We start from the raw sequence: 25,590 nt of genomic DNA on the forward strand, positions 1-25,590 counted from the left end.
GGTGGGGCGGAGGGGGCGGGCGGCCGGCCTCAACCGCCCGCGCTTCGGGGGCACTTCGGCCGGGATCGGCGAGGGGGGCGGGCGGGGGTGGTTCGTTGGGTGGGGGCTTGTCGTCGTTTGAACGATGTCGTTCGGGCAACCCGGGGCGAAAGACGGCCCGCCGAGCCGAGAACCCCGGGCCGACGAACCTGGAAGGCACTCATGTCCACAGGCGTGATCATCGCTTTGATCGTGATCGTGGCGGCCGTGGTCGTTGTCGCGGCCGTCCTGACCCTGCGCGCCCGCGGCGCCTCGAACGGCGGCGGATCGCTGAAGCGGCGATTCGGACCCGAGTACGACCGGACCGTGGCCCACCACGACGGCGACGAGCGGGCCGCCGCCCGCGAACTCGCCGAGCGCGTGAAGCGGCACGGCTCCCTGGAGCGGCGTCCGCTGCCGAGCGCGGAGCGCGAACGGTACGAGGCCCGCTGGGCCGCCGCCCAGGAACGCTTCGTCGACTCGCCGCGCGAGGCGGTCGTCGAGGCGGACCGGCTGATCGCCGACCTGGCCGGGGCGCGCGGCTTCCCGGACGGCGGCCGCTACGAGACCCAGCTGGAGGCGCTCTCCGTCCACCACGCGCACCACGTCCACGGCTACCGCCGACTGCACCGCGTGGCCCAGGGCGGCCCCGCGGACACCACCGACGGCCGTGCGGGTGCCGGTACCGAGGAGATGCGCGAGGCCATGGTCGAGGCCCGCGCCCTGTTCGAGGACCTGGTGGCACCCGGCCGCCGCGACACGCGGGCCGACCGTGACGCCGGGACGGAACCCGACCGCACCGCGGTCGACCGCCGCCACACGACCACCACCACCGCCGCCCGCTCCAACGGCCGACACCATCTGCCGTGGGGCATGACCCGGCGCCACGCGAAGGGGAGTTGAGGGGGATGACCGACCACACGACGACAGGGGACGGCGGCACCCGGGGGCGTGAGCCGCGCCCCGCGAGCACCGCGACCAGCGGCACGCCCTACACCAACGGCGCCACCGGAAACAGTGGCTCCGCCATCACCAAGGGAACCGTGGGCCCCAACAGCACCGGCAACACCGGCAACGCCGTCAACACCGGCCGCAGCAGCACCACCGGTGCCACGGGTTCCACCGGCAGGGCCACCGACACCGTGAGCACTGCCGGTTCGGGCGACACCACCACCCTGCGCACCACCGGCTCCGCCGGAACCCCGGACAGCCAGGCCCCGGCCGGGGCGGGCCATGGCTCCGGCGGGCATCTGCTGCCGCACGAGGAGACCGACAAGCTCAGCCTGCGGTTGCAGCACGCCGTCGGCGGCTTCGTCGACGAGCCCCGAACGGCCGTGGAGGAGGCCGACCACATCCTGGAGGAGGCGGCCTCCCGCTTCGCCGACGCGGTCAACCAGCGGCGCCGTACGCTGCGCGCCGCCTGGCAGACCACCGGCGACGAGCGCACCGCCTCCTCCGACACGGAACAACTCCGCCTGGCGCTGCGGGACTACCGCGAGCTGACCGAACGACTGCTCCGTCTGTAGCGGCGCCGGCCCCGTGACGAGGCCGCGCCCCCGGTCGTGCCCGGGGGCGCGGCCTCCCGCATGCGTACCCGTGTGCGGCCCCCGGCGCGTACCCGTGCGTACCCGGGCGCGGCCCCGTGCGCGAGGTGCCCGCACGCCGGGTCCCGTCAGGGTCGCCGCCTCCCGGCCCGCCACTCCTCGACGATCGCCTCGACGTCGTACGGCTTCAGGCCCAGCGGTGGCCCAGGCGGCGGGCGGAACATCATGTCGCGGATCTTCGCGTTGACCTCGGTGATGATCTTCCGCACGGCCCGCTCCGACGGGGCCCGCGCGGCGGCGGCCAGCGCGTCCTCCGCCTCCTTGCGCAACGCCAGCGCGGGCGGCAGCACCGAGAGCCCCTCGCGGGCCATCTTCCGCCTGATCCACCAGAGTTCGTCGTACGTCGTGTCGTCACCTTCGAGCGGTCGTCCCGCTCCGGGAAGGTGGGAGAAGTCGCCGCGCGCCTCCGCGTCGCGGATCTGTTTGTCGACGAAGGACTCGAAGCTGACACCGGGTGGCTTCCGCTCGGTCATGCGTCCATTGTGCCGGACCCCGCACAAGCGGACGATCCGGCGATTTATCATGCGGCGGCGGTGCGTCGAGCGCGCCGTGTCCAGCGACAATCGGAGTTTGACCCGTTAGGAGCGGTACGTGCTCGAACTCACCATGGCCTCGGTGTCCGAGGCGGACGCCGGGGCGACGGCCGGCATGCAGATGGCCGACGCGCCCAGCGAGCCGGGCGCCGTGCTCCGGGTGGGCCGGGACCGGGCGGTGTGCCGTCTCGCGACCCCGGACGACTGGCTGTTCGTCTCCCGTGTGCACCTGGAGTTCCTCTGCGGCCCCGACGGCACCTGGCAGGTGACCTGGCTGCGCGGCACCCACGCCGAGCCCTCCTCCGAGGTGCGCCTGGCCCTCCAGGGCCACCCGCCGCAGCCGCTCCCGTACGGCGGCACCGCGAAGCTCCCGCACAACGGCTCCGGCGAACTCGTCATCGTCGACCGCACGGGCCCGCGCAGCGTCAACGTGGGCTTCTACCACGAGCTCTGAGACCACAGCACCCGGGGACGGCGCCGCGGCCCGGCGTCGTCCCCGGCTCAGTCCACCACCCGAGCCAGTGCGAAACCGTCGTACCCCTTGGTGCCGACCGTCTGGACGGCCGTGCCGTCCAGCCTGGGGTGGGAGGCGATGAGCTCGATGGCGGCGCGGGTGCCCCGGACGTCCGCTTCGGCGCTGTCGGCGTCGGCGACACGGCCGCCCCGTACGACGTTGTCGACGATGATCAGGCTGCCGGCCCGGGTCAGTCGCAGGGCCCACTCGACGTAGTGCGGGTTGTTGGCCTTGTCGGCGTCGATGAAGACCAGGTCGAACGGCTCGGGGTTCTCGTCGGCCAGCTTGGGCAGCGAGTCCAGGGCCGCCCCGACCCGTACCTCGACGAGCGCGTCCAGCCCGGCGCGGGCGATGTTGCGGCAGGCGACCTCCGCGTACTCGGGGCTGTACTCCAGGGTGATCAGCCTGCCGTCGGCGGGCAGCGCGCGGGCCAGCCAGATGGTGCTGTAGCCGCCGAGCGTGCCGATCTCCAGGACGCGGCGGGCGCCCTGGATCAGGGCGAGCAGCTGGAGCAGCTTGCCCTGGTTGGCGGCGACGTTGATGTGCGGGAGCCCATTGGCCTCGCTGTCGCGCAACGCCGCCTCCAGGGCCGCGTCGTTGGGGGAGAGGTGGGTCGTGAAGTAGGCGTCGACGTCGTCCCACACCTGCGAGCTGCTCATGGACCTGCGCCCTTTCCGATAGCTAGTTAGATCGGCTAACTAGTTGCGCTAACGAATAGTAGGCGCAGGCCCCTCCCCTGTCAGGCGTTTGCCGTGCGTGTTTCAGTCGTTCGGTTCAGGCGCCCTGATGGGGCTTGTGGTCCGCCCCCGGGGCGGGAGCGGCCGGAGGCACGGGCGCGCCCTGCGGGTACCCGGCCTGCGGGTATCCCGCCTGCGGGTGTCCGGGGTGATGGCCGCCCGGCGGTATCCACGCGCCCGGCGCCACCGGAGGCAGCGGCGGCTGCTTGCGGGCGTTGCGGCGGAGCACGATCGCGACGGCCACCGCCTTGACGGCGAGCACGGCGATGCCGAGCCCGAAGGTGAACAGCCAGCCGGGGATGCCTCCCACGGTCCACATCTCGTCCATGTAGATCACCTCTCGATAGGGGTCGTCGGTCGCCGCCCGCCCCAGCGTGTGATCGCCGGAGATCCGCGACGGCTGGGGGAAGTCCTGCTCGACCGCGGTCAGGTAGTCCGTGCCCCCGGCGGTGAGTTCGACGAGCGGACGGTCGGGCGCGCCGAGCCGCCCGGCGAAGGTGACCCGCGGCGTCCCGCCGCCGATCGCCGAGCGGGGCTCCATGCGGTGCCCGGCGAGGACGTACAGGTCGAGGGCCTGGGGGGTCGTGGCGAGCCTCGACAGCCGCATCGGGTAGACGGGCGTGTCGCTGGCGAAGGTCAGGTGCAGCGGGTCGAGGGTGCCGCCGAGCGGGACGTCCCCGGCCGTCTCCGCCGGCGCCAGCTTGACCGCCACGTACTCCCACTTCTGGCGGACGTACGGCTCCAGCGCGCCGTCCAGGCGCTCCGGCAGCGCGAAGCCGTTCTCGTCGAGCCAGTCGCCGAGGGCCCCGGAGTCGGTGGCGGTCAGCCGGGCCACGTCGAACGGCCCGAGCCGCTCCTGGCCGACGACGTCGACCGCGCCCTCGCCGGGCGCCGCTCCCGCCGAGCCGTCGTCCTCGAACGCGTCGAACGGCCAGTCGCCGGACCGCGGCCAGAAGTACTCCCGTTCGCGGTACTCGGGCGCCGTCTCCGCGGCGAGCAGGTCGAAGACGGCCGCGTCGCCCAGCTCCACCGTCGCCCGGTTCGGCACCGGCATGATCCACGCGGCCGTACGGGCGTCCCCGGCGACCGTCAGCCGCATCACGATCTGCTCCTCGCGGCCGTCCCAGCGCACCACGGACGTCTCGCGGTTCACATGGACGCGGCGCTGCGCGTCCGGCACCATCGCCCCGCACCCGCAGGCGTACGCCGGTGCCACCAGCGACGCCAGCTGGAACCCGAGCAGGGCCAGGACGAGGACCGCCAGCCGTCCCCGCGTCGCCCGTGCCGGGCGCGTGCGCCCCCGTACGAAGCCGTTCGTCCCCCGGGTCATCCCCCGAGCCGTCCCCCGTGCCATCCCCCGTCGCCCTTCCCGCCGTGCGTCCGTGCAGGGGCCCATGCTCCCAGGTGATTGTCCGTGGCCGGTCACAACCCCGGCCGTGCTGTGCATCCGTGATGTGCGTCCGCGATGTGCGTCCGTGATCCCCGTCGCGCCCTTGAGCCGTGCGACCGCCGCGCGCGGACTATCGTCTTCCGGACGAAACACGAGCGGCCGTCAGGTGAAGCGGGGGTTGCCCGCGTCTCACCACGAGGGGGGTGAAAGCCTTTTCATGAGACGGCGAACGGGGCGGGAGGGGCGACAGGGCGTGGCGAACGCGGAACAGAGCGGACCGGGCGGTGCCGTGGGCACGGGTACGGCGGCGGCACGACTGGGGACGGCTCGCGCCGTGCTCTGGCTGGTCGCGGCGGTCCTGGCGGCGCGACAGATCGCCCTCGTCCTGCGCACACCCAGGAGCGAACGGCTGACGGACCTGGAGACCTGGGTCGGACCGGACGGCGTCCTGCACGTCACGGGCTCGCTGTACGACTCGACGCGCTTCACAGGCACCCCGTTCGGCGGGCTCGTCCTCAAACCCCTCACCCGTGCGGCCGAACAGGCCCTCGGCTGGGGCTGGACCTTCGGCACCCTCCTGCTGGTCGTCGCCCTCGGCCTGGTCGCCGCCCGCGCCCTGCCGCAGCCGGTCACCCGCCGGACGGCGCTGCTGGCGGCGCCCGTCGCGGTCACCCTGCTGATGCTGTCGCTGCCGGTCCGCAACACCCTCTACCTGGGCCAGACCAGCATCATCCCCGTCCTGCTCGTCCTCGCCGGCTGCTTCGCGGTACGGGGCGAGCGCGCCAGCGGCGCCTTCATAGGGGTCGCCGCCGCCTTCCAGCCGACCGTGCTGCTGTTCGTGCCACTGCTGTGGTTCACCGGCCGCCGCCGGGCCGCCGCGAGCACCGGGGTCACCTTCGCCGGGGCCACCGCCCTCGCCTGGGCGGCCATGCCGCACGACTCGTACGCCTACTGGGTGCACCATCTGGCGGGCGTGGGCCTCGGCGGCCGGGCGGACGACCTCGCCAACCAGTCGCTGCACGGGGCGCTGCTGCGGCTCGGCCTCGAAGGCCCGCTGGAGATCGCGGTGTTCCTCACGCTGGCCGCCGCCGTCGCCGTGCTCGGCATGCGCCGCGCCATCCGCTACGCGCGCGACGGACAGCTGCTGCTCGCCGTCGCCCTCACCGGCTGTGTCGTGGTCGTGGTCTCGCCGACGTCCTGGAAGCACCAGCTGCTGTGGGTGCTGCTGGCGGCGGTCGGCCGGGTCGGCAAGAGGGCGTCGTCGCGTTACGTGTGGCCGGTCGCCGTCGTCCTGGTGATGACGCTGCCCGCGAAGATGATGGTGCCGAACATGGGCGTCCTGCACCCGCTGCGGGACAACGTCGTCCTGCTCGCGGCGCTCGCCTCGGCCCTGGTGGTGCCGTTCCTGTCCCGCACCTCGGAGTACTACCGGAGCCCCATCCCCACCGAGTACGCCCCGCGGACGGAGACCCGCTTCAGCTGGGCCCCGCTGCTGCGCCGGGTCGCCACCCGCCCGAACCTGCTGCTCGAACTGCTGCTGATCCGCGTCACCTACGCCGCCTACCAGCGCACCCGGCTGGAGGCGGCCGGCAGCCGGGCCGTGGCCGAGGAGCACGCCCGGCAGATCCTCGCGATCGAGAAGGCGCTGTTCCTCGACATCGAGCACTGGGTCAACCACGCCGTGGTCCAGGTCGGCTGGCTGCGGAACTTCTTCGACTTCTACTACACGTCGTTCCACTTCGTGGTGCCGCTGACCGTCCTCGGCGTGCTCTACTGGCGCCGCCCGGCCGACTACCGCTGGGCCCGGACGGCCATCGGCTTCACCACGGTCCTCGCGCTCGTCGGGTTCTTCTTCTACCCGCTGGCGCCGCCCCGGCTGATGCCGGGCCTCGGCATCATCGACACCATCCACGGCGTCCAGGACTTCTCCAAGCCGGACTACGGCACCCTGACCGAGGTGACCAACCAGTACGCGGCGATGCCCTCGCTGCACTTCGGCTGGTCCCTGTGGTGCGGGCTCACCATCGCGATCGTCGCCCCCCGGTGGTGGATGAAGGCCCTCGGCCTGCTGCACCCGACCTTCACGGTCGCGGCGATCGTCGCCACCGGCAACCACTGGATCCTCGACGCGGTCGGCGGCGCGGCCGTGGTCGGCGCGGGCTTCGCCCTCACCTACGTCCTGACGGGGCCGCGGGCGAAGCCGCACCAGGACGACGGGAAGACGGACGACGGGGCCGAGCGGACCGCCACGAGCGGCCCACGCGACCCCGTCCGCGGGTGACGGTCAGCCCCGTCGTCGGCTGAGCGTCAGCCGATCAGCCCGCCTCGGGCGAGCGCGGGATCGCCGCTGTGCAGCACCAGCACGTCCGCCGTCCGCGAGGTCCCCGCCGGGGTGAGGGTGACGCCGTACGCCTTCTTCACGGAGGCGACGGAAGGGGCGCCGGGATCGCCGGAGGCGGGGCCGCCCAGGGTCAGCCGGCGCTTCGCCGCGCCGAGGTCGCCGAGGCCGCGCAGTCCGTACCGGTCGGCGGTGGCCGCGGAGACCACGACGACGAGCCCGCGCTGGGCCGCGGCCGCCGGCAGCGCGACGATCCCCGGAGGCAGGGCCATGCTCAGCGTCGCCTCCATGTTGCCGGGCATGGTCTGGCCGCCCGGCAGGGCGCGCAGCATGGTGCTCTCGTAGGCCGGCGCGATGCTGATCTCGCCGTCCACCACGGCCTGGGCGGTGTGGGCGGGGGACGCGTACGCGGTGTTCGCGGTCCGCACCCGCTGCCCGGCGGCGGTGAGGAGTTCGCGGTAGAGCGCCGCGACGACCCGGCTCTCGGCGGAGCCGTCGCTGCCGATCACGGCCGGCTCGCGCTCCGCGTGACCGGCGCGGCCGCGGAATGGGAGACGGCTCACAGTCCTGCGGAAGATTCGTGCGCACGGAACGGGCCGACGGCGCCGGGAGGCCGTCGGCCCGAGTTGGGGTGGTCGCGTCAGTCCGCGGCGACCTGGAGGTGTTTGACTCCGTTGATCCAGGCCGAGCGCAGTCGGTCCGGGGTGCCGACGAGCCGTAGGTTCGGCAGGGCGTCGGCGATCGCGTTGAAGATGAGGTCGATCTCCAGCACCGCCAGGGACTTGCCGAGGCAGAAGTGCGGGCCGCCCCCGCCGAAGCCCAGATGGGGGTTCGGATCGCGGGTGATGTCGAAGGCGTCGGGGTTCTCGAACACCTCGGGGTCGTGGTTGGCGGAGGCGTAGAAGATGCCGACTCGGTCGCCCTTCCTGATCCGCTTGCCGCCGAGTTCGGTGTCCTGGGTGGCGGTGCGCTGGAAGGAGTTGACCGGGGTGGCCCAGCGGACGATCTCCTCGGCGGCCGTCGCCGGGCGCTCCCGTTTGAAGAGGTCCCACTGCTCGGGGTGGGTGAGGAAGGCGTGCATGCCGTGGGTGATGGCGTTGCGGGTGGTCTCGTTGCCGGCGACCGCCAGCATCAGCACGAAGAACCCGAACTCGTCCGAGGCGAGGCTCCCCTCGTCCTCGGCGGCGACCAGCGTGCTCACGATGTCCCTCGCCGGGCACTGCTTGCGGTCGGCGGCCATGTTCATGGCGTACGCGATGAGTTCGGTGGCCGACTCCTGGCCGACCTCCTCGGTGATGGCGTACTCCGGGTCGTCGTAGGAGATCATCCGGTTGGACCACTCGAAGATCTTCGCCCGGTCGTCCTGCGGGATGCCGATCAGCTCCGCGATGGCCTGCAGGGGCAGTTCGCAGGCGACCTCGGTGACGAAGTCGAACGGGCCCGAGCGGGCGAGCGCCTCGCGCGCGATGGCGTGGGCCCTCTCGCGCAGGTTGGCCTCCAGGGCGCGGATCGCCCGCGGTGTGAAGACCCGCTGCACGATCTGCCGCACCCGGGTGTGCTCCGGCGGATCCATGTTCAGCAGGATCAGCCGCTGCGCGTCGATGGCGTCCCGCTCGATGTGCTCGTTGAACCGGATGATCGCGGTGTTCAGGAAGGACGAGAACAACTCGGGGTGCGTCGACACGAACTTGACGTCCGCGTGCCGGGTGACGGCCCAGTAGCCCTCGTCCGCGAAGCCCGCGACGCCCGGTGCCTGCGGGAGCCAGTGGACCGGTTCCGTGCGGCGCAGCTCGGCGAACTCGGGGAGGGGGACACGATCGTGCAGCAGGTCAGGGTCGGTGAGGTCGAACCCGTCGGGCAGCGCTGGACAGGGCATCGGCAACTCCTGACGGAGCATCAGATATGACGGAATTGCGGTGACCGTAGTAACGGGTTCTACAAGTGGCAAGGGGTACGCGCACCCCAATTGCCGCACGCCCCTTGCCTTGCCCGAGCCGGGCTCAGCAGACTGCTGGAGGGAACTAGAACGCGTACTAGTTCTGCGTGGCGGGCCGGGCCGGGACGCCCCGCGCCGCGCGGGTAACCGTTGAGAGGATCCCCATGGCCGCGGAACCCGTGATCGTCGAAGCCGTACGCACCCCCATCGGCAGGCGCGGTGGCGCGCTCGCCAATCTGCACCCCGCCTACCTCCTGGGCGAGACCTACCGCGAACTCCTCGGCCGCACCGGCATCCCCGCCGACTGCGTCGAACAGATCGTCGGCGGCACGGTCACCCACGCCGGCGAGCAGTCCATGAACCCGGCGCGCACGGCGTGGCTGACCATGGGCCTGCCCTACGAGACGGCCGCGACGACCGTCGACTGCCAGTGCGGCTCCTCGCAGCAGGCGTCGCACATGGTGGCCAACATGGTCGCGGCCGGGGTCATCGACGTCGGCATCAGCTGCGGCGTCGAGGCGATGTCCCGCGTGCCGCTCGGGTCGGGCTCCAAGCACGGCCCCGGCAAACCGTTCCCCGACGAGTGGAACGTCGACCTCCCCAACCAGTTCGAGGCGGCCGAACGCATCGCCCGCCACCGGGGCCTGACCAGGGAGGACGTCGACGCGCTGGGCCTGCGCTCCCAGGAACGGGCCGCCGTCGCCTGGGCCGAGGAGCGCTTCAAGAAGGAGACGTTCGCGGTCCAGGTCCCCACGACGGAGGAGGAGCAGGCCGCCGGGCAGGGCATGTGGCGCCTCGTGGACCGCGACGAGGGCCTGCGCGACACCTCCGCGGAGGCGCTGGCCGGCCTGAAGCCGATCATGCCGACCGCCGTCCACACCGCCGGCAACTCCTCCCAGATCAGTGACGGCGCGGCGGCGATCATGTGGGCGTCGAAGCGGATGGCGCGGGCGCTGAAGCTGCGGCCGAGGGCCCGGATCGTCGCGCAGGCCCTCGTGGGCTCCGACCCCCACTTCCACCTCGACGGCCCGATCGACGCGACGAAGGCGGTGCTGGGCAAGGCGGGGATGTCGCTCCGCGACATCGACCTCGTCGAGATCAACGAGGCGTTCGCGTCGGTGGTGTTGAGCTGGGCGCGGGTCTTCGAGCAGGACCTGGAGAAGGTCAACGTGAACGGCGGCGCGATCGCGCTCGGTCACCCCGTGGGGGCGACGGGAGCGCGGCTCATCACGACCGCGCTGCACGAACTGGAACGCACGGACAAGGAGTTCGCCTTGGTGACGATGTGCGCCGGGGGCGGACTCGCCACCGGGACGATCATCCAGCGGCTGTAGAGGCCCAGCCGAGGAAGGTGGTGAACGCGGCGGGACCCAGGGTGAGATGGGGTCCCGCCGGGTTCTTGGAGTCTCGGATGAGGAGGGTGGGGGTGGGGGTGAGGGAGGAGGCGGGGGTTGCGGCGATCTCTACGCACTCGCCGCCCTGGTCGCCGCTGTACGACGACTTGCGCCAGGTGAGGGGGCCGAGGGGGGCGCATTCGACGCAGGAGCCGCCGGTGTCGCCGCTGTAGCTCGACTTACGCCACTGGGCGCCTGTCGGCCTTGAGTTGCTTCCCATAGCGTTCCTCCACCACGTGCCGGATCAGCTCTGCCGAGTCCCTCACGGACAGCGCCGCAGCCTGCAGATGATCGTATCGGAGCGACCTGGACTCCACCGCGTCTGGATTGGCGGTGGGGTGGCCGGTGTCGTAGTCCTCGCTGTAGACGATGGTGGGGTCTCCGGCAAAGTGGAAGATGTCGAAGGAGCCCATTAGCCCGGTGTGCACGCCGACCTCGTATGGCAGCACCTGGACGCTCACGCGCGGGTTGCGCTCGTAGGCCAACAGTTTCAACAGTTGGGCCCGCATGACCTCCGGCCCGCCGATCTTCTGATAGAGCACGGCTTCGCTGAGTACCGCCCAGAACACCGGGGGTTTGTCCTTCTCGAAGATGCGTTGGCGCGCCATTCGCGCGGCGGTGCGACTTTCCAGGGCGTTGTCGCTCACGGCGCTGAGTACGGCACTGGCGTACGCCTGGGTCTGCAGGAGGCCGTGCACGAGCTGTGGCTGGAAGATGTAGATCGCCGACGCCCGTCCCTCCAGCTCTGCGACCTGCTGGAACCAGCCCGGGAGTTGGCTGCGCATCACCAACATAAGGAGGCGGGACAGCAGCCCATCGGTCCCCAACGCCACATCCGCCCGCTCGCTGAACTCGGGCGTCGGCACCTTCCTCGCCGTCTCGATCTGCCCCACCAGCGACGACGTGTAGCCCAGGATGTCGCCCAACTGCTTCTGTGTCAGGCCCGCGGCCTCCCGGCAGCGCCGCAACTCGTAGCCGTAGTAGTCGAGCGGTGAGGCGCCGGGGTCGAGGGTGTTGATCTGGGTCATGGTGCTGTCCCCTCGTTGAAGCTTGAACTCACTGTTGAACAGGTTGTGTCTGTTCTGTCGCCGACAGTAGTTGCGCCAGGTCACCCTTGTGGTGTGAACGGATACTTTCCCCCCATCGTTCTGGGCGCTCGTCCTGCCCAGCACCGGATGTGTTTCACCGTCGGTGAGCATTCCGCGCAGCACATCCGCCGCATCGTCCGCTCCTACCTCGACGAGTGGGAGATGCCGGAACTGACCGACGCGGTGGAACTCGGGGTCACGGAGCTGCTCGCCAACGTCGTACGGCACGTCCCGGACCGCCGCTGCACGCTGCTGTTGTTGCGGGTGCCGGCCGGGGTCCGGGTGGAGGTGACGGACGGGTCCGGTGAACTCCCCGTCCTCCGGGAGGGCCTGGCGCCGGACGCGGACGGCGGGCGGGGGCTCCGGCTGGTGGACGCGGTGACGGACAAGTGGGGTGTGGGCAGGTGGCGCGACGGCAAGACCGTCTGGTTCGAGTGCCGGTGCGGCGGAGAGGAGCGGTCCGCGTGAGTGGCGTGGCGGGCGGGACCCGAGGGGAGTACGGCGGTCGGGTCGCTCAGGGAGAGCGCGCTGCCGGGCCGATGGTGGTCGTGGGCGTGGACGTCCTGCGCCGACCCGTCTTCTACCGGGGTGACTGGTACGACTGGGAGGCGTTCGTGCGGGCCGGCGGGAAGGAGCCCCGGCACGGTCACTGCGCGTGCGCGCGCCAGGGATCCTGACCTGCCGGGACGAGCCCCGGCCGTAGGGGGTCCTTCGGCCGGGCCGGGCGTCAGCGGGTGCCGTTGCCGATCTGGGCGTGGTGGGTGCGGGCGCCCTTGCTGGTGACGACCTGGAACTTCTTGACGGCCGCGGTGCCGGCGCTCTTGAACTGCGGGGTGCCGGTCCAGTTGCTCACACCCGACAGGGTGTTGTCCTTGGACACGGTACGGGCCTTGGAGAGCTTGAAGGCGAACGCGGCGTTCTGGTTGCTGCCGTTGCTCTTGGTCTTCCAGCCCTTGCCGGTGATCTTGCCGCCCTTGGTCTCGTAGGTCAGCACGGTCGTGAACTCGGTGACCGGGATGTCGAAGATCCGCTCGGTCGACCTGGTGGTCAGGGTGATCGTCCGCTGGTCCTTCTCACCGGGGGCGGCGGCCGACGTGCGGGTGGTGAAGGTGATGTCGTTCTTGTACTTGACGGTCGTCCCGTAGGAGAGGCTGGGGATCTTGCCGCTGTGCGCGACGACGAACGCCTTCAGTACCTTCGGGTCCTGGAGGTAGCCGACGAACTTGCGCTGCTGGGCCGGGGTCAGCCGGTTGAACGCCCGCAGCGTGTCCTTCGACTCCGTGCCCGGCTTCTTCTTCAGCCACGTCTTGTAGGCGTCGACGGTCAGCTGCGACGGCGCGGCGGGCGCGGCGTCGGCGGCGAACGCCTGGGCGGAGCCGCCCAACAGGGCCAGGGAGGCCGCAGCTGCCACGGCGGTCGCGATGGTGCGGTTGCGCACGGTGGTTTCTCCTCGTCAACGGGTCGCCGCACTGGGCGTACGGACAGGTGTCCCGGGCGGCGTCCGGGCGTTGCCCTCACGCCCCCTGGGGTCGCATCGAACCTACGAGTGAGCGGGGAGCCGGCGGAATTGTCTCTTGGGGCAGCGTCCAGGAGGGCAGGACGCCGACTGCGGGAGGGCGGTAGGCCTATTGGTCGGCTGTCCCACCGGAATCGATTCGCCCCCTGAATCGGGTCGAGGAACAACCCTCCGGAACGGTCGACCGGCTGGGGCGGGCCGCCTTCCGCCGGACCGCCCAGGTGGTGCGTCCGGCGCAGAACGTCACGTCCGTGGTGTGGTGCTCCGGTTCCGGCGCCTGGGTGCTCGCCCTCGCCGAGGCCGGCGGCGGCACCACGCCGGGCGCGGACTCGCTCGTGCAGGTGGCCCGGCGGATCACCCCCCCGGCTCCCCGGTTGACCGGAGCGACTCCCGAGAACGGGCGAAGGCGGCGGCCCCGGGGATCGGGGGGCCGCCGCCTTCAGCTGTGGTCCAGCCGGTCGCGCGGGGGTCGCGCGGGACGCGTCAGTACCAGTTGTTGGCCTGCCAGAAGTTCCACGCGCCACACGGGCTGCCGTAGCGGTCCTTCATGTAGTCCAGGCCCCACTTGATCTGGGTGGCGGCGTTGGTCTTCCAGTCGGAACCGGCGGAGGCCATCTTCGAACCGGGGAGCGCCTGGACCAGGCCGTAGGCGCCGGAGGACGCGTTCGTCGCGTTGACGTTCCAGTCGCTCTCGTGGTCGACGATGTTGGAGAAGCAGGTGTACTGGGCGGAGTTCGCGATCATCTTCTTCGCGGTCGCCTGGGCCTGCGCGGCCTCCGAGGGCGCGGCCTGGGCGGGCACGGCGGTCAGCAGCGCACCAGCGGTGGCGGCGACGACGGCGGTACCGGCGAGGGCCTTCTTCGGGGAGGCGATGCGGCGGAGAAGCGTGCGAGTCACGGGGAACCTTTTCTTCGGGGACGGTTGTGTCGCGGGCATTCCGTCACCGCGAGCTGTGCGGTGGGGGCGTACGTCGGCGCCGAGCCCGTGGGGGTGGTCGGCGCCGTGCGACTCGTCCACAGAAGCAGCCCGGGGGACCTGTCCGCAAACACCCCTTTTGCTAGTTGTGGCCGTATGCGTGTGGAGTGCGGCCTCTGTGACGTGGCTCTCAATCCGCAGGTCAGGCGCTGTTACGGCGTGCGCATGCCACGCGATTCGATCTACGGCCCCGCTTCGTATGTGACATGCGTCCTGTGGGGTGCTTCACCGCGCCCGCGACGGTCCGTGTACGAGGGCCGACTCCGCGTTCAGGACGCGGGCGGGTCGAATGTGACCGCGCTCTCGAAGGCGGCCCGCCGCGTGGCCCGCCGCAGCGCCCGCAGCACGGGGGCGCCCAGCGTGAGGGTCAGGACGACGGTGACGACGGCGCGGCCCAGGTCCCAGCCGAGCGAGGTGGCCAGGCAGTACGCGAGGAAACGGGCCAGGTTGGCGGCGGGGGACGCGTCCGCCTGGAAGGCGATGTTCGAGGCGAGCGCGTCGATGAAGGGCCAGCCGTAGAGGTTCATGACCGTGCCGTAGGCGAAGGCGGCGCCGAAGCCGTACGCCGAGAGCAGCGCGAGTTCGGCGCGGCCCCGCAGCCGCCGGGCGCCCGGCAGCAACCCGGCGCCCATCGCGAACCAGCCCATCGACAGCATCTGGAACGGCAGCCACGGCCCCACACCGCCGGTGAGCAGCGCGGACGAGAACATCGTCACCGCGCCCAACGTGAAGCCGAAGCCCGGACCGAGGACGCGCCCGCTGAGCACCATCAGGAAGAACATGGGCTCCAGCCCCGCCGTGCCCGCGCCGATCGGACGCAGCGCCGCGCCGGTCGCCGCGAGCACCCCGAGCATCGCCACCGCCTTCGCGCCCATCCCCGCCTCGGAGATCGTCGCCGCGACGACACCGACGAGCAGCACGAGCAGACCGGCGAAGAGCCAGGGGGCGTCCTGGGCGTGCGCGCTGACCTGCGAACCGGGGGACGCGAAGAAGGGCCAGGCGAAGGCGGCGGCACCGACGAGGCTGACGAGCGCGAGGGCCAGGAGGGAGCGGAGGGAGAAGGGGACGGGACGGGGGCGGGGGTGAGGGCTGGGGCCTGGGTGCGGGTGAGGGGAGGAGGCGTGGTTCATGGGCGCTCCTGCTCGGCCGTTTGCCCTGCCGTCGGCCCTGCTGTTCCCTCGGCCGTTCGCTCTGCCGTTCGCTCGGTGCTCAGGGCGTGGCTCACCTGGGTCGTCGTCAGCCACTTCTGCGGGGCCAGGATCTTTGTGACCTGCGGGGCGAAGGAGGGGGAGCCGACGACCACCTCGGCGGTCGGGCCGTCGGCGACCACCTCTCCGTCGGCGAGGATCAACACGCGGTCGGCCAGTTCGGCCGCCAGCTCCACGTCGTGCGTGGCCAGCACGATCGCGTGGCCCCCGGCGGCCAGCCCGCGCAGCGTGGAGACCAGGCGGGCCTTGGCCGCGTAGTCGAGCCCTCGGGTCGGCTCGTCGAGGAGCAGCAGCGGGGGCCGGGCCGTCAGCACGACCGCGAGGGCGAGCGCCAGCCGCTGGCCCTCCGACAGATCGCGGGGGTGCGTGGCGTCCGTCACCCCGGGCAGCAGTTCGTCCACCAGTCGACGGCACGTGCCCGGCTCGGCGCCCGCGTCCCGGTCCGCCGCCGCGCACTCGGCCGCGACCGTGTCCGCGTACAGCAGGTCCCTCGGCTCCTGCGGGACGAGACCGACCCGGCGTACGAGGTCCCGCGGCGCCGTGCGGTGCGGTCGCGCCCCGCCGACCCGCACGGAACCGGCCGCGGGGGCCACCAGGCCGACCAGTGCGGACAGGAGGGTGGACTTGCCGGCGCCGTTGCGGCCCATGAGGGCGAGGGTCTCGCCGGGGGTGAGGGTGAGGTCCACGTGGCGGAGGGCGTGGATGCCGTCGCGGTGGACCGCCAGGGAGGCGACTTCGGCGAGGGGGGTGGCTTTCGGGTGGGCCGCGGGACCGGTGGGCGGGGTGGCGGGGGCGGGGGTGGGGGCCGGTTCGCGGGAGAGGAGGCGGCGCAGTCGGGGGAAGGCGGGCGCGGGGGAGGGGGTGGGCTGGGCCGTGGTGTGCCGGGTGCGGGCGGTGTGCGGCTGGGCGGGCAGTTCCCCGCGTCCCTGGACGGTGGCGGTGCCGGGCGGGGTCTCGGGAGTGCGGGATGCCAGGCGGGCTCGTAGGGGGGCCGCCCTGCGGCGGGCGTCCCGCACCGTCAGGGGGAGCGGCGTCCAGCCGGCCAGGCGGCCCAGGGCCACCACCGGGGGGTGGACCGGGGAGACGGCCATCACCTCGGCCGGGGTGCCCAGGACGGGGCGGGCGCCCGGCGCGGGGAGCAGGACGACCCGGTCGGCGTACTGGATGACGCGTTCGAGGCGGTGCTCGGCCATCAGCACGGTCGTGCCGAGGTCGTGGACCAGGCGCTGGAGCACCGCCAGGACCTCCTCCGCCGCCGCCGGGTCCAGCGCGGAGGTCGGCTCGTCGAGGACCAGGACGGCGGGGTGCGGGGTCAGGACCGACCCGATGGCGACGCGCTGCCGCTGGCCCCCGGAGAGCGTCGCGAGGGGCCGGTCGCGGAGACCGGCGAGGCCGAGGAGGTCCAGCGTCTCCTCCACCCGTCGCCGCATCACGGGCGGCGCCAGCCCCAACGACTCCATGCCGTAAGCGAGTTCGTCCTCGACGGTGTCCGTGACGAAGTGGGCGAGCGGATCCTGCCCCACCACGCCCACCACGTCGGCGAGTTCGCGCGGCTTGTGCGTACGGGTGTCCCGCCCCGCCACCGTGACCCGCCCGCGCAGGGTGCCCCCGGTGAAGTGCGGTACGAGCCCGTTCACGGCACCCAGTACGGTCGACTTCCCCACGCCCGACGGCCCCACCAGCAGGACGAGTTCACCCTCGGGGACCTCGAAGTCCATCGCGTGCACGGTGGGTTCGGCCGCACCGTCGTACGTGACGGACACGTCCTCGAAACGGATCATGCGTTGTCCTTGTCGGGGGCGGTGTCGGGGGCGGTGTCGGGGGCGGTGTCGGGGGCGGTGTCGGTGGTGACCGGAGCCGGCGGTTGCCCGGGCACGGTGAAGGCCGGCAGCAGGCCCACCAGGACCGCGGCGGCCGGCCACAGCGGGAGGGCCGGGGCGGTCAGGGGCAGGACGGTGGGGTGCAGGGCGGCGGAGTCGTACGCCTCGCAGAGGACCAGCAGTACGGCGACGGCCACGCCCGACGCCCCCACCAGCGACGCCCGTACACCCCACGTGTCCGGCCGGTAGCGGGTGCGGGGCGAACGACGGCCGCCCAGGCGCAGGCCCGCGAGGGCGGCGGCCAGGCCGGTGAGCAGGACGGGGAGGCCGTAGGTGCCGCCGGCGGCGGTCAGGACGCCGTACGTTCCCGCGCAGACGCCGAGCAGTCCGCCGAGGGTGAGCGCGGCGGTCGTACGGCGGACGGGGGCCGGGACCTCGGCGGTGCGGCCGTAGCCACGCGAGTCCATCGCGGCGGCCAGGGCCACCGACCGTTCCAACGCGCCCTCCAGGACGGGCAGTCCGACCTGGAGCAACCCCCGCAGCCCCCGGTCCGGCCGCCCGCGCAGCCGCCGGGCGGCGCGCAGCCGCTGCACGTCCGCCACCAGGTGCGGGGCGAACGTCATCGCCACCACCACCGCCACGCCCGCCTCGTACAGCGCGCCGGGCAGTGACTTCAGCAGCCGGGCCGGGTTCGCGAGGGCGTTCGCGGCGCCCACGCAGATGAGGAGCGCGGCGAGGCGCAGACCGTCGTACAGGGCGAACAGCACGCCCTCCGCCGTCACCCGGCCGCCCAGGCGGATGCCCTGCGCCCATTCGGGGAGCGGGACTTCGGGGAGCGTGAGGAGGGTGTGCGTGCCGGGGATCGGGGAGCCGAGCACCACTGCGAAGGCCAGCCGGATGACCAACACCGCCAGACCGAGCTTCACGAACGCGGTGTAGGAGCGGGCCCAGGGGGCGTCCGTGCGGTGCGTCGCCACGACGTAGCCCGCCACGGCCATGAGGAGGGCCAGGAGAAGCGGGTTGGTGGTACGCGACGCGGCGGTACCGAGCCCCAGGGCCCAGAGCCACCAGGCGAGGGGGTGCGGGTGGTGGCCGTGGACGCTGCGGGGGGAGGGGCGTTGGGGGTGGGTGGGGTGCGGGGATCGTGTGGCTCGGGCGGTCCGCGTGGCCTGGGCGGCCGGCTTGGCTTGAGCTGCTTCCGTGACGTAGGCGGCCGGCGTGGCTCGGGCGGCCCCCGTGGCCTCAGCGGCCCGTGCGCCCTCGGCGGCGCGCGCGGCCCACCGGTGGTCCCCGCTGTCCACCGGCCCGTGGCTAGTCACGGCGGCGTCGCCTGGCCTGCCACACCGCCGCCGCCCCGAGCACCGCGACGGCGCCCGCGCCGGCGAACAGGCCGACGGAGGGCCCCTTCTCGTCGGAGGCGTCGGAGGCGTCGGAGGTGTTCGAGGCGTCGGGGCCGGTGGTGTTCGCGCCCGAGCCGGTGGTGTCGGACGACTCGTCACCGGCGACCACCTCCCCGCAGCCCTTCCGGGGGTAACCGGCGATGGAGCAGAGCAGCGCGTTCGTGTCATAGCGGAGCGGCTTCGCCACGGCGGCCAGCGCGTCGGCGGTGGTCGCGTCCGACGGCACACGCGCACAGGCGGTGCGCGGCGGCGGGGGCGTCTCACCGGCGGGGGCGTCCGCGGCCGTGCCGAAGTCGATGACGAGCGCGATCCGCTTCTGCCCGTCGCGGGCGGCCGTACCCGAGCAGATGGCGTCGAAGCGGGCGGCCCCGCGCGGCTCGGCGGCGTCGTCGGAGTCCGCGCTGACGGCGAACCGGAAGCCCTGGACGTCCCCGTCCGAGGGCCGCGCGGTCGACGGCCCCTGCGTGGCGTACACCCACCCGGAACCGTCCGCGCCTCGGTCCCAGAACGACCAGTACCGATACGCGGCGGCATGGGCCGGCCCGCCCAGCCCCACCAGCGGGAACAGGACGAGTACGACCGACGCCGGCGCGGCGGTCAGGCGCCCGGCGGGCCTCCGCGGCCGTGCCCGGGTCATGGCCGGCGCCGCTTCCGGGTGAGCCGGGTCAGTGCCGCCCCGGCGAGAGCGGCGAGGCCGAGGCCGGCGCCCAGCACCACACCGGTCGCGATGCCCCCGTCGCCCCCGTCCCCGTCGGCCGTGCCGTCGTCCGGCACGCTCCTGTAGTCGTCCACGTCCCGCGCCGGGCCGGTCTCGGCCAACTGCGCCACGAGGTCCGCGCCGCCGAAGTCGCGCGGGTCGGTGCCGGCGGCGTGCGCGGCGAGGATGAGCTGGGCGTACGCCGCGGGGCCGGACTTCGCCGCCCAGGGGCCGTAGTTCTTCTTCAACCAGGCGAGCGGCTTCCCGGTGGCCTCCGTGTCCCCGGCGGCGGCCAGCGCCACGACCGCGTCGGCGGTGTTGCCGAGGTCGGGCTGGTCGTCGGCGCCCGGGAGGACGGACTTCAGGTAGCCGTCGGAGATGAGGGCACCGGCGAGGTACAGGGCGCCGTTGTGGGCCGCGTCCTCGGGCGAGGTGCCACTGGAGCACCCGGCGGCGGCCCCGGACTCCCCGGTCGTACCAGGGCCGCCGGAGTCCCCGGAACTGCCGGCCTCCCCGGTCTTCCCGGCGTCGACGACGAACCCTTCTCCCAGGCTGCCGACCACGGCGGCGGCCGTGGCGTCCGCGTTGGCGGCGAGCCCGCCCTTCTTGTCGGGCTGGTAGGCGAAGGCCCCGCTGCCCTCGGTGCCGACGGCGCAGGGGAGCGCGAGGGCGCGCAGGGCGTCGTAAGGGGAGTGGCCGGCCCTCTTCTGCGCGCCGGGTGTCTCGCCGACGGCGGTCAGCGCGCCGATGACGACGGACGTGGAGTTCGCGTCGCTGGGCCCGCCCGCGGCGAAGCCCCAGCCCCCGTCGTCGTTCTGGTTGTCCTTCAGCCAGCCGACGGCCCGCTCGGCCTCCGCGTCGTGACCGCCGACGGCGGCGAGCGCCTGCACGGCGGCGGCGGTGCTGTTGGTGTCGACGGCCGTCTTGGCGTCGCACTTCGCGGTGGGATCGGGCCGGTACGCGGCGAACGCCCCGTTCGCGCACTGCTGGCCGAGCAGCCACTCGACGGCACCGGCGCCGGGCTTCTCGCCCACGGCGTCGAGGGCGACCAGCGTGAGCGACTGCCGCCAGACACCGTCGTACTTGGGGTCCGTCGACCCGTACAGGCCGGTGGGTATCGCCTGCGACGGCGACGCGGACGGCGCGGCGGGGGCGGTGTCGTCGGCGAGGGCGGCCGGTGCGAGACCGGTACCGAGTCCGGTGCCGACCCCGGCTGTGGCGGCCAGTACGGCGACGACCGCGGCGCTGCGGCGGACATTCATGATCGGCGGTGCCTCTCCCTGACGGGAGCCGGGCGCCACGGCGCGACGCCGGGCGGCTCGGCTCCGTATTCCTCGACGGTGCCGTACACCGGCGGACGCCGGTGACGCGAGCCGGTCACAGTTCCGCACAGGGCAGTCCGACTCGCCGATCCCTGGGGCGGCTTCGGCTCACGGTTGCGGGTCAGCGCCGGATTTGCACCGGCTTCCCCCTGTACGGGCGTGACGACCCGGCCACTCTACCTGCCGGTAGAAACCGGCCTGTGGGCCGCCCGTGCCGGGCGGTAGGTTCGGGGACATGCGAACGGGGAGACTGCTGGGCGCGGGGCGCACGGCGGACGTCTACGAGATCGAGGCCGACAGCGCATGGGTGCTGCGCCGCTACCGCGACGGCTGGGGCGACGCCATCGCCGAGGCCGAGATCATGGGGCACGTGCACGCCCACGGCTATCCCGCACCCCGCGTCCGCACGGCGACCCGTACCGACCTGGTCCTCGAACGGCTCTCGGGCCCGACCATGCTGGAGGCCATCGCCGCGGGCGCCCTCGATCCGGAGGAGGCCGGCGCCCAACTGGCCCGCCTCCTCCACGCGCTGCACGCGCTCCCGCCCCGCCGCTCCACCGACCCGGCGGCCCGAGTCCTCCACCTCGACCTGCACCCCGAGAACGTCCTCCTCACCCCCGACGGCCCCCGCGTCATCGACTGGGCCAACAGTGAGGAGGGCCCGCCCGGTCTCGACTGGGGCATGTCGGCGGTCATCCTCGCGCAGGTCGCGGCCGACACCGCCGACCCCCGCGCCTCCCTCGCCCACGCGACCCTCACCGGCCTCCTCGTTCACCAGCCGCGCAACGGCCACGTGGCCCTCAGCGGAGCCCTCACGGAGGAAGGACTGACGGAAGCGATCGCCCGCCGGGCGAAGAACCCGACGATGAGCGGGCGGGAAGTGCGGCTGCTCGACCGGGTCCGGGAGTTGATCCGTTCGGCCGGCGCTCGCTGAGGCCACGCAAAACGCCGCTCGGTTCACACTGCTGCGTACGGCGTCGCTCGGTTCACACTGCCGCGCATCCCGCCGCCAGGTTCACACCGCCACGTACGTCACCGGATCGCTCCCCGTCACCGCCTCGGCCCGGCCCAGTTTCACCAGGCGGCGTAGGTGGGCCTCCGCCTCGGCGACGGCGATGTTGCGGGAGGCGTAGGGGATCTGGGACCAGGGGCGGTTCCACTCCATGCGTTCGGCGAGTCGCCAGGGGGTGAGCGGGGTGGTGAGGAGGCCGCGCAGGTCGGTGAGGCGGGACTCGTGGTGCGCGAGCAGTTCCCGTACCCGGGCCGGGGCGTCGGTGAACGTGTACTGGTGGGCCGGGAGGACCTCGGCCGGGGACAGGCGGGCGACGCGTTCGAGGGAGTCGAGGTAGTCGCCGAGGGGGTCGGTCACCGTCGTGTCGTCGGGGTCCTCGTACAGGCCGATGTGCGGGCTGATCTCGGGGAGCAGGTGGTCGCCGGAGAACAGCCGCCCCCGGCCCGGGAGTTCGGCGGGGTGGTCCTCCTCCAGGTGCAGGCAGACATGCCCGGGGGTGTGGCCGGGCGTCCAGATCGCGCGGAGGCGGCGGCCGGGGAGGTCGAGGAGTTCGCCGGGGACGATCTCGCGGTCGGGGAGCGCGGGGGAGAGGCCCGGCAGGGTGCGGCGACCACGCGGGGCGCGCAGCGGGGCCACGTGCTCCTCGGGCGCGCCGGCCGCCGTCAACTTGGCCGCCATGTACGTGAACCAGCGCTCCGGCCGCGTCTCCCGCGTCCGCCGCACGACCGAGGCGTCCGCCGCGTGCATGGCCACCCAGGCGCCCGACGCCTCCCGCACCTTGCCCGACAGGCCGTGATGGTCCGGGTGGTGATGGGTGATCACCACGCCGATGACCTCCCCGACCGACGTACCGCACGCCGTGAGGCCCTCGCGGAGGATGTCCCAGGAGGCCGGATCGTCCCAGCCGGTGTCGACCAGCACGGGCCCGCGATCGGTGTCGACGACATACACGAGCGTGTGGCCGAGGGGGTTGTCCGGGATGGGGACCCGAAGAGACCGGACGCCGCCGCCGTGGTCGTTCACCTGCGCCATGGGCTCCCCAATCGCCGCCGTCCGGTCACTATAACTAGAACAGGTTTCGATGGGAGGCCGAGCCGACCGCCATCGGCCGTCATCCGCCCGTGGACTCCTGCGACCGGAGCTGGTATCAGTTCCCCTATCGCCATATCTGATGCACCGTCAGAGATCGGCCCCGGGGAGGCAGTCGGCCATGACCGAGCTCGTGGAACACGGACAGCTGTTCATCGGCGGGGAGTGGACGGATCCCCTGGGCACGGACGTCATCGAGGTGGTCTCCCCGCACTCGGAGGAGGTCATCGGCCGTGTACCGCACGCCTCACGGGCGGACGTCGACCGGGCCGTGGCCGCCGCGCGGAGGGCCTTCGACGAAGGGCCGTGGCCCCGGCTGACCCTCGACGAGCGCATCGAGGTCGTCACCCGCGTCAAGGACGCCTTCGCCGTGCGCCACGAGGAGTTCGCCCGCCTCATCAGCGCCCAGAACGGCACCCCGTTCACCTCCAGCGTCATGGTGCAGGCCCTCGCCTCGATGATGGTCTGGGACGCGGCGATCACCACGGCACGCAACTTCACCCACGAGGAGCACCGCGACGGCGTGCTCGGCAAGATCCTGGTGCGGCGCGAGCCGGTCGGGGTCGTCGCGGCCGTCGTCCCGTGGAACGTCCCGCAGTTCACCGCCGCCGCCAAACTCGCCCCGGCGCTGCTCGCGGGCTGCCCCGCGATCCTGAAGGTGTCGCCCGAGACCCCGCTCGACGCCTATCTGCTCGCGGAGATCGCCGCCGAGGCCGGGCTCCCGGAGGGCGTCCTGTCGATCCTCCCCGCCGACCGCGAGGTCAGCGAGTACCTCGTCGGGCACCCGGGCGTCGACAAGGTCTCCTTCACCGGCTCGGTCGCCGCCGGCAAGCGCGTGATGGAGGTCGCCGCCCGCAACCTCACCCGTGTCACCCTGGAGTTGGGCGGCAAGTCCGCGGCGGTGATCCTGCCGGACGCCGACGCGCAGACCGCCGTCAACGGCATCGCGCCCTTCGCCTGGATGATCAACGGCCAGGCGTGCGTCGCCCAGACCCGCATCCTCGTCCCGCGCACCCGCTACGACGAGTTCGCCGAGGCGTTCGCGGCCGCCGCCTCCGCGCTCAAGGTCGGCGACCCCCTCGACCCCGCCACCGAACTCGGCCCGCTCGTGGCGCGGCGGCAGCAGCGCCGCAGCCTCGACTACATCCGCATCGGCCAGGAGGAGGGCGCCAAGATCCTCACCGGCGGCGGACGCCCCGCCGGCCTCGACCACGGCTGGTACGTGGACGCCACCCTCTTCGGCGACGTCGACAACTCCATGCGCATCGCCCGCGAGGAGATCTTCGGGCCGGTGATCTGCCTCCTCCCGTACGGTGACGAGGCCGAGGCCGTCAGGATCGCCAACGACTCCGACTACGGCCTCAGCGGCAGCGTCTGGACCGCCGACGATGAGCGCGGCATCGACATCGCCCGCCAGGTCCGCACCGGCACGTACTCCGTCAACACCTTCAGCCTCGACATGTTCGGCCCCTTCGGCGGCTACAAGAACTCCGGCCTCGGGCGCGAGTTCGGCCCCGAGGGCTACGGCGAATACCTGGAGCACAAGATGATCCACCTGCCCGCCGGGTACGTGCCGCCCGCGGGCGCCGCCGCGGGGGAGGGGGCGGGCTGATGGGCGACCGCTGGCACGTGGAGGTCGACCGCGGGATCTGCATCGGCTCCGCCCAGTGCACCCACCTCGCCCCCGGCGCCTTCCGCCTCGACTCCGCGATGCAGTCCCACCCCGTCGAGCCGGACACCGACGCGGGCGAGGGCATCCTGAAGGCGGCGGAGGGCTGCCCGGTGGAGGCGATCTCGATCACGCTGCTGGGCAGCGGGGAGCCGGTGTTCCCGCCCGAGGAGTAGCGGCAGCTGGAGCGGACTGGAGGCCGTGGCCTGGAGGGCGACCCGGAGAATGGGGTAAAAAATCCGATTCAGGGGGTTGCATACGCCTACGGGCGTTCTATTCTGGAATTCGGCCTACGGGACGAGTGAGGGAGTTCGACCGGAGTAGCCGACGCAAGCGAGAGACGAAGGTCTCCGCTGGTGCCGACGTCGACGGTCGGGCTGAGAGGCCGGAGGTCGCTGGTACAGGACCGACGGCGACCCCCAGCACCTGATCCGGGTAATACCGGCGCAGGGAACCCGTCTCGTAGGTCCTTCATTATGCGCCGGGCCCTTCTGGGCCCGGTTCTTTCTGTGCCCGGTCCCTCCTGCGCCTGGTCCCTCCTGTGCCTGGTCCTTCCGCGCCCGGTTCCTTCACTCCTCCGGTGTCGTCAGGTCGATCAGGCGGCAGACCGTCTCGATGTCGATCTTCACCTGGGCGATGGAGGCGCGGCCCGACAGCCAGGTGATCAGGGCCGAGTGCCAGGTGTGCTCGATGACGCGGACGGCGGAGAGCTGCTCGGGGGTGGGGTGCTCCAGCCCCATGGCGTCCAGGATGATCGCCGTCGTCTGGTGGGAGACCTGGTCCACCTCGGGGCTGACACTGCGGTCGGCGAAGGTGAGCGCGCGGACCATGGCGTCCGCGAGGTGCGGCTCGCGCTGGAGCGCGCGGAAGGCCCGCATCAGGGTCTCGGCCACCCGCTCCGCGGCACTCTCGCCGGTCGGCGGCTTCTTCCGCAGCGTGCCGTGCATGTGCTCCAACTGGTCCTGCATCGTGGCGACCAGCAGATGGATCTTGGAGGGGAAGTAGCGGTAGAGCGTGCCGAGGGCGACCTGCGAGGACTCGGCGACCTCCCGCATCTGCACGGCGTCGAAACCGCCCCGGCTGGCCAGCTGCGCGCTCGCGTGCAGGATCCGGCGCCGGCGGGCCTCCTGCCGCTGGGTGAGGGGCGGCGAGTCCGGCCGCGACTCCGGGCGCTGTTCCTGTCTCGCGCTACTGGCGTCCACCTTGGCTTCCGCAGGCATGGGTACCGTTCCGTGACAGTCGGTGAGGGCGTGCGATCCGACAGCATGCCAGGGCGCGTGCCGTGGCGTGAATCACCTGATCCACCGCTCACCGCGGCCCTACCTGCCGG

General features: G+C 72.7%; 26 protein-coding genes and 1 riboswitch. Of the genes, 10 read left to right on the forward strand and 16 right to left on the reverse strand.

The features are described 5' to 3' along the window. Positions 1-201 precede the first annotated feature (201 nt). Together ACZ4Z2_RS14390 and ACZ4Z2_RS14395 are read left to right on the forward strand one after the other, a co-directional pair. On the forward strand, positions 202-921 hold the full coding sequence (locus ACZ4Z2_RS14390) for a hypothetical protein (protein ID WP_468075714.1): 720 nt from the start codon (positions 202-204) through the stop codon (positions 919-921). Positions 922-926: 5 nt separating this feature from the next. Then, on the forward strand, positions 927-1,544 hold the full coding sequence (locus ACZ4Z2_RS14395) for a hypothetical protein (RefSeq protein ID WP_468075716.1): 618 nt from the start codon (positions 927-929) through the stop codon (positions 1,542-1,544). A gap of 146 nt (positions 1,545-1,690) precedes the next feature. On the opposite strand, the gene ACZ4Z2_RS14400 is transcribed toward ACZ4Z2_RS14395, so the two are convergent. Then, positions 1,691-2,095 (reverse strand): DnaJ family domain-containing protein, encoded by a 405-nt coding sequence (locus tag ACZ4Z2_RS14400; RefSeq protein WP_468075718.1) that lies wholly within the window; start codon positions 2,093-2,095, stop codon positions 1,691-1,693. A gap of 118 nt (positions 2,096-2,213) precedes the next feature. Here ACZ4Z2_RS14400 and ACZ4Z2_RS14405 point away from each other — a divergent pair, with 118 nt between their 5' ends. Next, positions 2,214-2,609: a hypothetical protein gene (locus ACZ4Z2_RS14405; protein WP_055519135.1), complete on the forward strand. Its 396-nt coding sequence runs from the start codon at positions 2,214-2,216 to the stop codon at positions 2,607-2,609. A gap of 47 nt (positions 2,610-2,656) precedes the next feature. Here the strand turns inward: ACZ4Z2_RS14405 and ACZ4Z2_RS14410 are convergent, their stop codons facing one another. Continuing rightward, a complete protein-coding gene (locus ACZ4Z2_RS14410) occupies positions 2,657-3,328 on the reverse strand; it encodes an O-methyltransferase (protein ID WP_468075720.1) in 672 nt (223 codons plus the stop codon). Positions 3,329-3,443: 115 nt separating this feature from the next. Then, on the reverse strand, positions 3,444-4,736 hold the full coding sequence (locus tag ACZ4Z2_RS14415) for a DUF2330 domain-containing protein (protein WP_468075722.1): 1,293 nt from the start codon (positions 4,734-4,736) through the stop codon (positions 3,444-3,446). A 313-nt stretch (positions 4,737-5,049) separates the two neighbouring features. On the opposite strand from ACZ4Z2_RS14415, the gene ACZ4Z2_RS14420 reads away from it, so the two are divergent. Beyond that, positions 5,050-7,077 (forward strand): bifunctional glycosyltransferase 87/phosphatase PAP2 family protein, encoded by a 2,028-nt coding sequence (locus ACZ4Z2_RS14420; RefSeq protein WP_468075724.1) that lies wholly within the window; start codon positions 5,050-5,052, stop codon positions 7,075-7,077. Positions 7,078-7,103: 26 nt separating this feature from the next. Here ACZ4Z2_RS14420 and ACZ4Z2_RS14425 read toward each other — a convergent pair whose 3' ends face one another. Both ACZ4Z2_RS14425 and ACZ4Z2_RS14430 read right to left on the reverse strand, forming a co-directional pair. After that, entirely contained in the window at positions 7,104-7,697 is a 594-nt protein-coding gene (locus ACZ4Z2_RS14425; RefSeq protein ID WP_468075726.1) for a glycine betaine ABC transporter substrate-binding protein, read from the reverse strand. A gap of 77 nt (positions 7,698-7,774) precedes the next feature. Next, positions 7,775-9,010: a cytochrome P450 gene (locus ACZ4Z2_RS14430; RefSeq protein ID WP_468075728.1), complete on the reverse strand. Its 1,236-nt coding sequence runs from the start codon at positions 9,008-9,010 to the stop codon at positions 7,775-7,777. A 224-nt stretch (positions 9,011-9,234) separates the two neighbouring features. Between ACZ4Z2_RS14430 and ACZ4Z2_RS14435 the strand changes: the two genes are divergently transcribed. Further along, entirely contained in the window at positions 9,235-10,404 is a 1,170-nt protein-coding gene (locus tag ACZ4Z2_RS14435) for a steroid 3-ketoacyl-CoA thiolase (protein WP_468075730.1), read from the forward strand. Here the strand turns inward: ACZ4Z2_RS14435 and ACZ4Z2_RS14440 are convergent. Further along, positions 10,388-10,684, reverse strand: a complete 297-nt coding sequence (locus ACZ4Z2_RS14440) for a DUF397 domain-containing protein (protein ID WP_468075732.1) — start codon at positions 10,682-10,684, stop codon at positions 10,388-10,390. The genes ACZ4Z2_RS14435 and ACZ4Z2_RS14440 overlap by 17 nt on opposite strands. Beyond that, the gene (locus ACZ4Z2_RS14445) at positions 10,644-11,492 is read right to left on the reverse strand and encodes a helix-turn-helix domain-containing protein (RefSeq protein WP_468075734.1); all 849 of its coding nucleotides are present in this window, start codon (positions 11,490-11,492) and stop codon (positions 10,644-10,646) included. The genes ACZ4Z2_RS14440 and ACZ4Z2_RS14445 overlap by 41 nt, the downstream gene beginning before the upstream one ends. 147 nt (positions 11,493-11,639) lie before the next feature. Between ACZ4Z2_RS14445 and ACZ4Z2_RS14450 the strand changes: the two genes are divergently transcribed. Further along, complete coding sequence (locus ACZ4Z2_RS14450; protein ID WP_468075736.1) at positions 11,640-12,020, forward strand: ATP-binding protein; 381 nt, start codon at positions 11,640-11,642, stop codon at positions 12,018-12,020. Further along, on the forward strand, positions 12,017-12,229 hold the full coding sequence (locus tag ACZ4Z2_RS14455; RefSeq protein WP_468075738.1) for a hypothetical protein: 213 nt from the start codon (positions 12,017-12,019) through the stop codon (positions 12,227-12,229). Before ACZ4Z2_RS14450 ends, ACZ4Z2_RS14455 begins: the two co-directional genes overlap by 4 nt. A gap of 50 nt (positions 12,230-12,279) precedes the next feature. Here the strand turns inward: ACZ4Z2_RS14455 and ACZ4Z2_RS14460 are convergent, their stop codons facing one another. From ACZ4Z2_RS14460 to ACZ4Z2_RS14490, 7 genes are all read right to left on the reverse strand, one after another. Next, positions 12,280-12,990 carry a hypothetical protein gene (locus ACZ4Z2_RS14460; protein WP_468075740.1) on the reverse strand — a complete coding sequence of 237 codons (711 nt, stop codon included), beginning with the start codon at positions 12,988-12,990 and terminating at the stop codon, positions 12,280-12,282. A gap of 561 nt (positions 12,991-13,551) precedes the next feature. After that, positions 13,552-13,965 carry an aggregation-promoting factor C-terminal-like domain-containing protein gene (locus tag ACZ4Z2_RS14465; protein ID WP_468075742.1) on the reverse strand — a complete coding sequence of 138 codons (414 nt, stop codon included), beginning with the start codon at positions 13,963-13,965 and terminating at the stop codon, positions 13,552-13,554. A 347-nt stretch (positions 13,966-14,312) separates the two neighbouring features. Beyond that, complete coding sequence (locus ACZ4Z2_RS14470; RefSeq protein WP_468075744.1) at positions 14,313-15,173, reverse strand: ECF transporter S component; 861 nt, start codon at positions 15,171-15,173, stop codon at positions 14,313-14,315. Beyond that, positions 15,170-17,032: an ABC transporter ATP-binding protein gene (locus ACZ4Z2_RS14475; protein WP_468075746.1), complete on the reverse strand. Its 1,863-nt coding sequence runs from the start codon at positions 17,030-17,032 to the stop codon at positions 15,170-15,172. Before ACZ4Z2_RS14475 ends, ACZ4Z2_RS14470 begins: the two co-directional genes overlap by 4 nt. Further along, a complete protein-coding gene (locus ACZ4Z2_RS14480) occupies positions 17,029-18,126 on the reverse strand; it encodes an energy-coupling factor transporter transmembrane component T (protein WP_468075972.1) in 1,098 nt (365 codons plus the stop codon). The genes ACZ4Z2_RS14475 and ACZ4Z2_RS14480 overlap by 4 nt, the downstream gene beginning before the upstream one ends. A gap of 256 nt (positions 18,127-18,382) precedes the next feature. Then, complete coding sequence (locus ACZ4Z2_RS14485; RefSeq protein ID WP_468075748.1) at positions 18,383-19,108, reverse strand: SCO2322 family protein; 726 nt, start codon at positions 19,106-19,108, stop codon at positions 18,383-18,385. Continuing rightward, positions 19,105-20,430 (reverse strand): prenyltransferase/squalene oxidase repeat-containing protein, encoded by a 1,326-nt coding sequence (locus tag ACZ4Z2_RS14490; protein ID WP_468075750.1) that lies wholly within the window; start codon positions 20,428-20,430, stop codon positions 19,105-19,107. Before ACZ4Z2_RS14490 ends, ACZ4Z2_RS14485 begins: the two co-directional genes overlap by 4 nt. Positions 20,431-20,556: 126 nt before the next feature. After that, positions 20,557-20,681: riboswitch (cobalamin riboswitch) on the reverse strand. A 44-nt stretch (positions 20,682-20,725) separates the two neighbouring features. Between ACZ4Z2_RS14490 and ACZ4Z2_RS14495 the strand changes: the two genes are divergently transcribed. Next, entirely contained in the window at positions 20,726-21,424 is a 699-nt protein-coding gene (locus tag ACZ4Z2_RS14495) for a phosphotransferase (RefSeq protein ID WP_468075752.1), read from the forward strand. Positions 21,425-21,505: 81 nt separating this feature from the next. On the opposite strand, the gene ACZ4Z2_RS14500 is transcribed toward ACZ4Z2_RS14495, so the two are convergent. Further along, positions 21,506-22,534: an MBL fold metallo-hydrolase gene (locus ACZ4Z2_RS14500; protein ID WP_468075754.1), complete on the reverse strand. Its 1,029-nt coding sequence runs from the start codon at positions 22,532-22,534 to the stop codon at positions 21,506-21,508. A 178-nt stretch (positions 22,535-22,712) separates the two neighbouring features. Here ACZ4Z2_RS14500 and ACZ4Z2_RS14505 point away from each other — a divergent pair, with 178 nt between their 5' ends. Both ACZ4Z2_RS14505 and ACZ4Z2_RS14510 read left to right on the forward strand, forming a co-directional pair. After that, a complete protein-coding gene (locus tag ACZ4Z2_RS14505) occupies positions 22,713-24,203 on the forward strand; it encodes an aldehyde dehydrogenase (protein ID WP_468075756.1) in 1,491 nt (496 codons plus the stop codon). Then, the gene (locus ACZ4Z2_RS14510) at positions 24,203-24,436 is read left to right on the forward strand and encodes a ferredoxin (protein WP_468075758.1); all 234 of its coding nucleotides are present in this window, start codon (positions 24,203-24,205) and stop codon (positions 24,434-24,436) included. Before ACZ4Z2_RS14505 ends, ACZ4Z2_RS14510 begins: the two co-directional genes overlap by 1 nt. A 393-nt stretch (positions 24,437-24,829) precedes the next feature. Here the strand turns inward: ACZ4Z2_RS14510 and ACZ4Z2_RS14515 are convergent, their stop codons facing one another. Next, a complete protein-coding gene (locus ACZ4Z2_RS14515; RefSeq protein ID WP_468075760.1) occupies positions 24,830-25,480 on the reverse strand; it encodes a TetR family transcriptional regulator in 651 nt (216 codons plus the stop codon). Positions 25,481-25,590: the final 110 nt, after the last annotated feature.

The organism is Streptomyces sp. NPDC030183 (assembly GCF_055573455.1).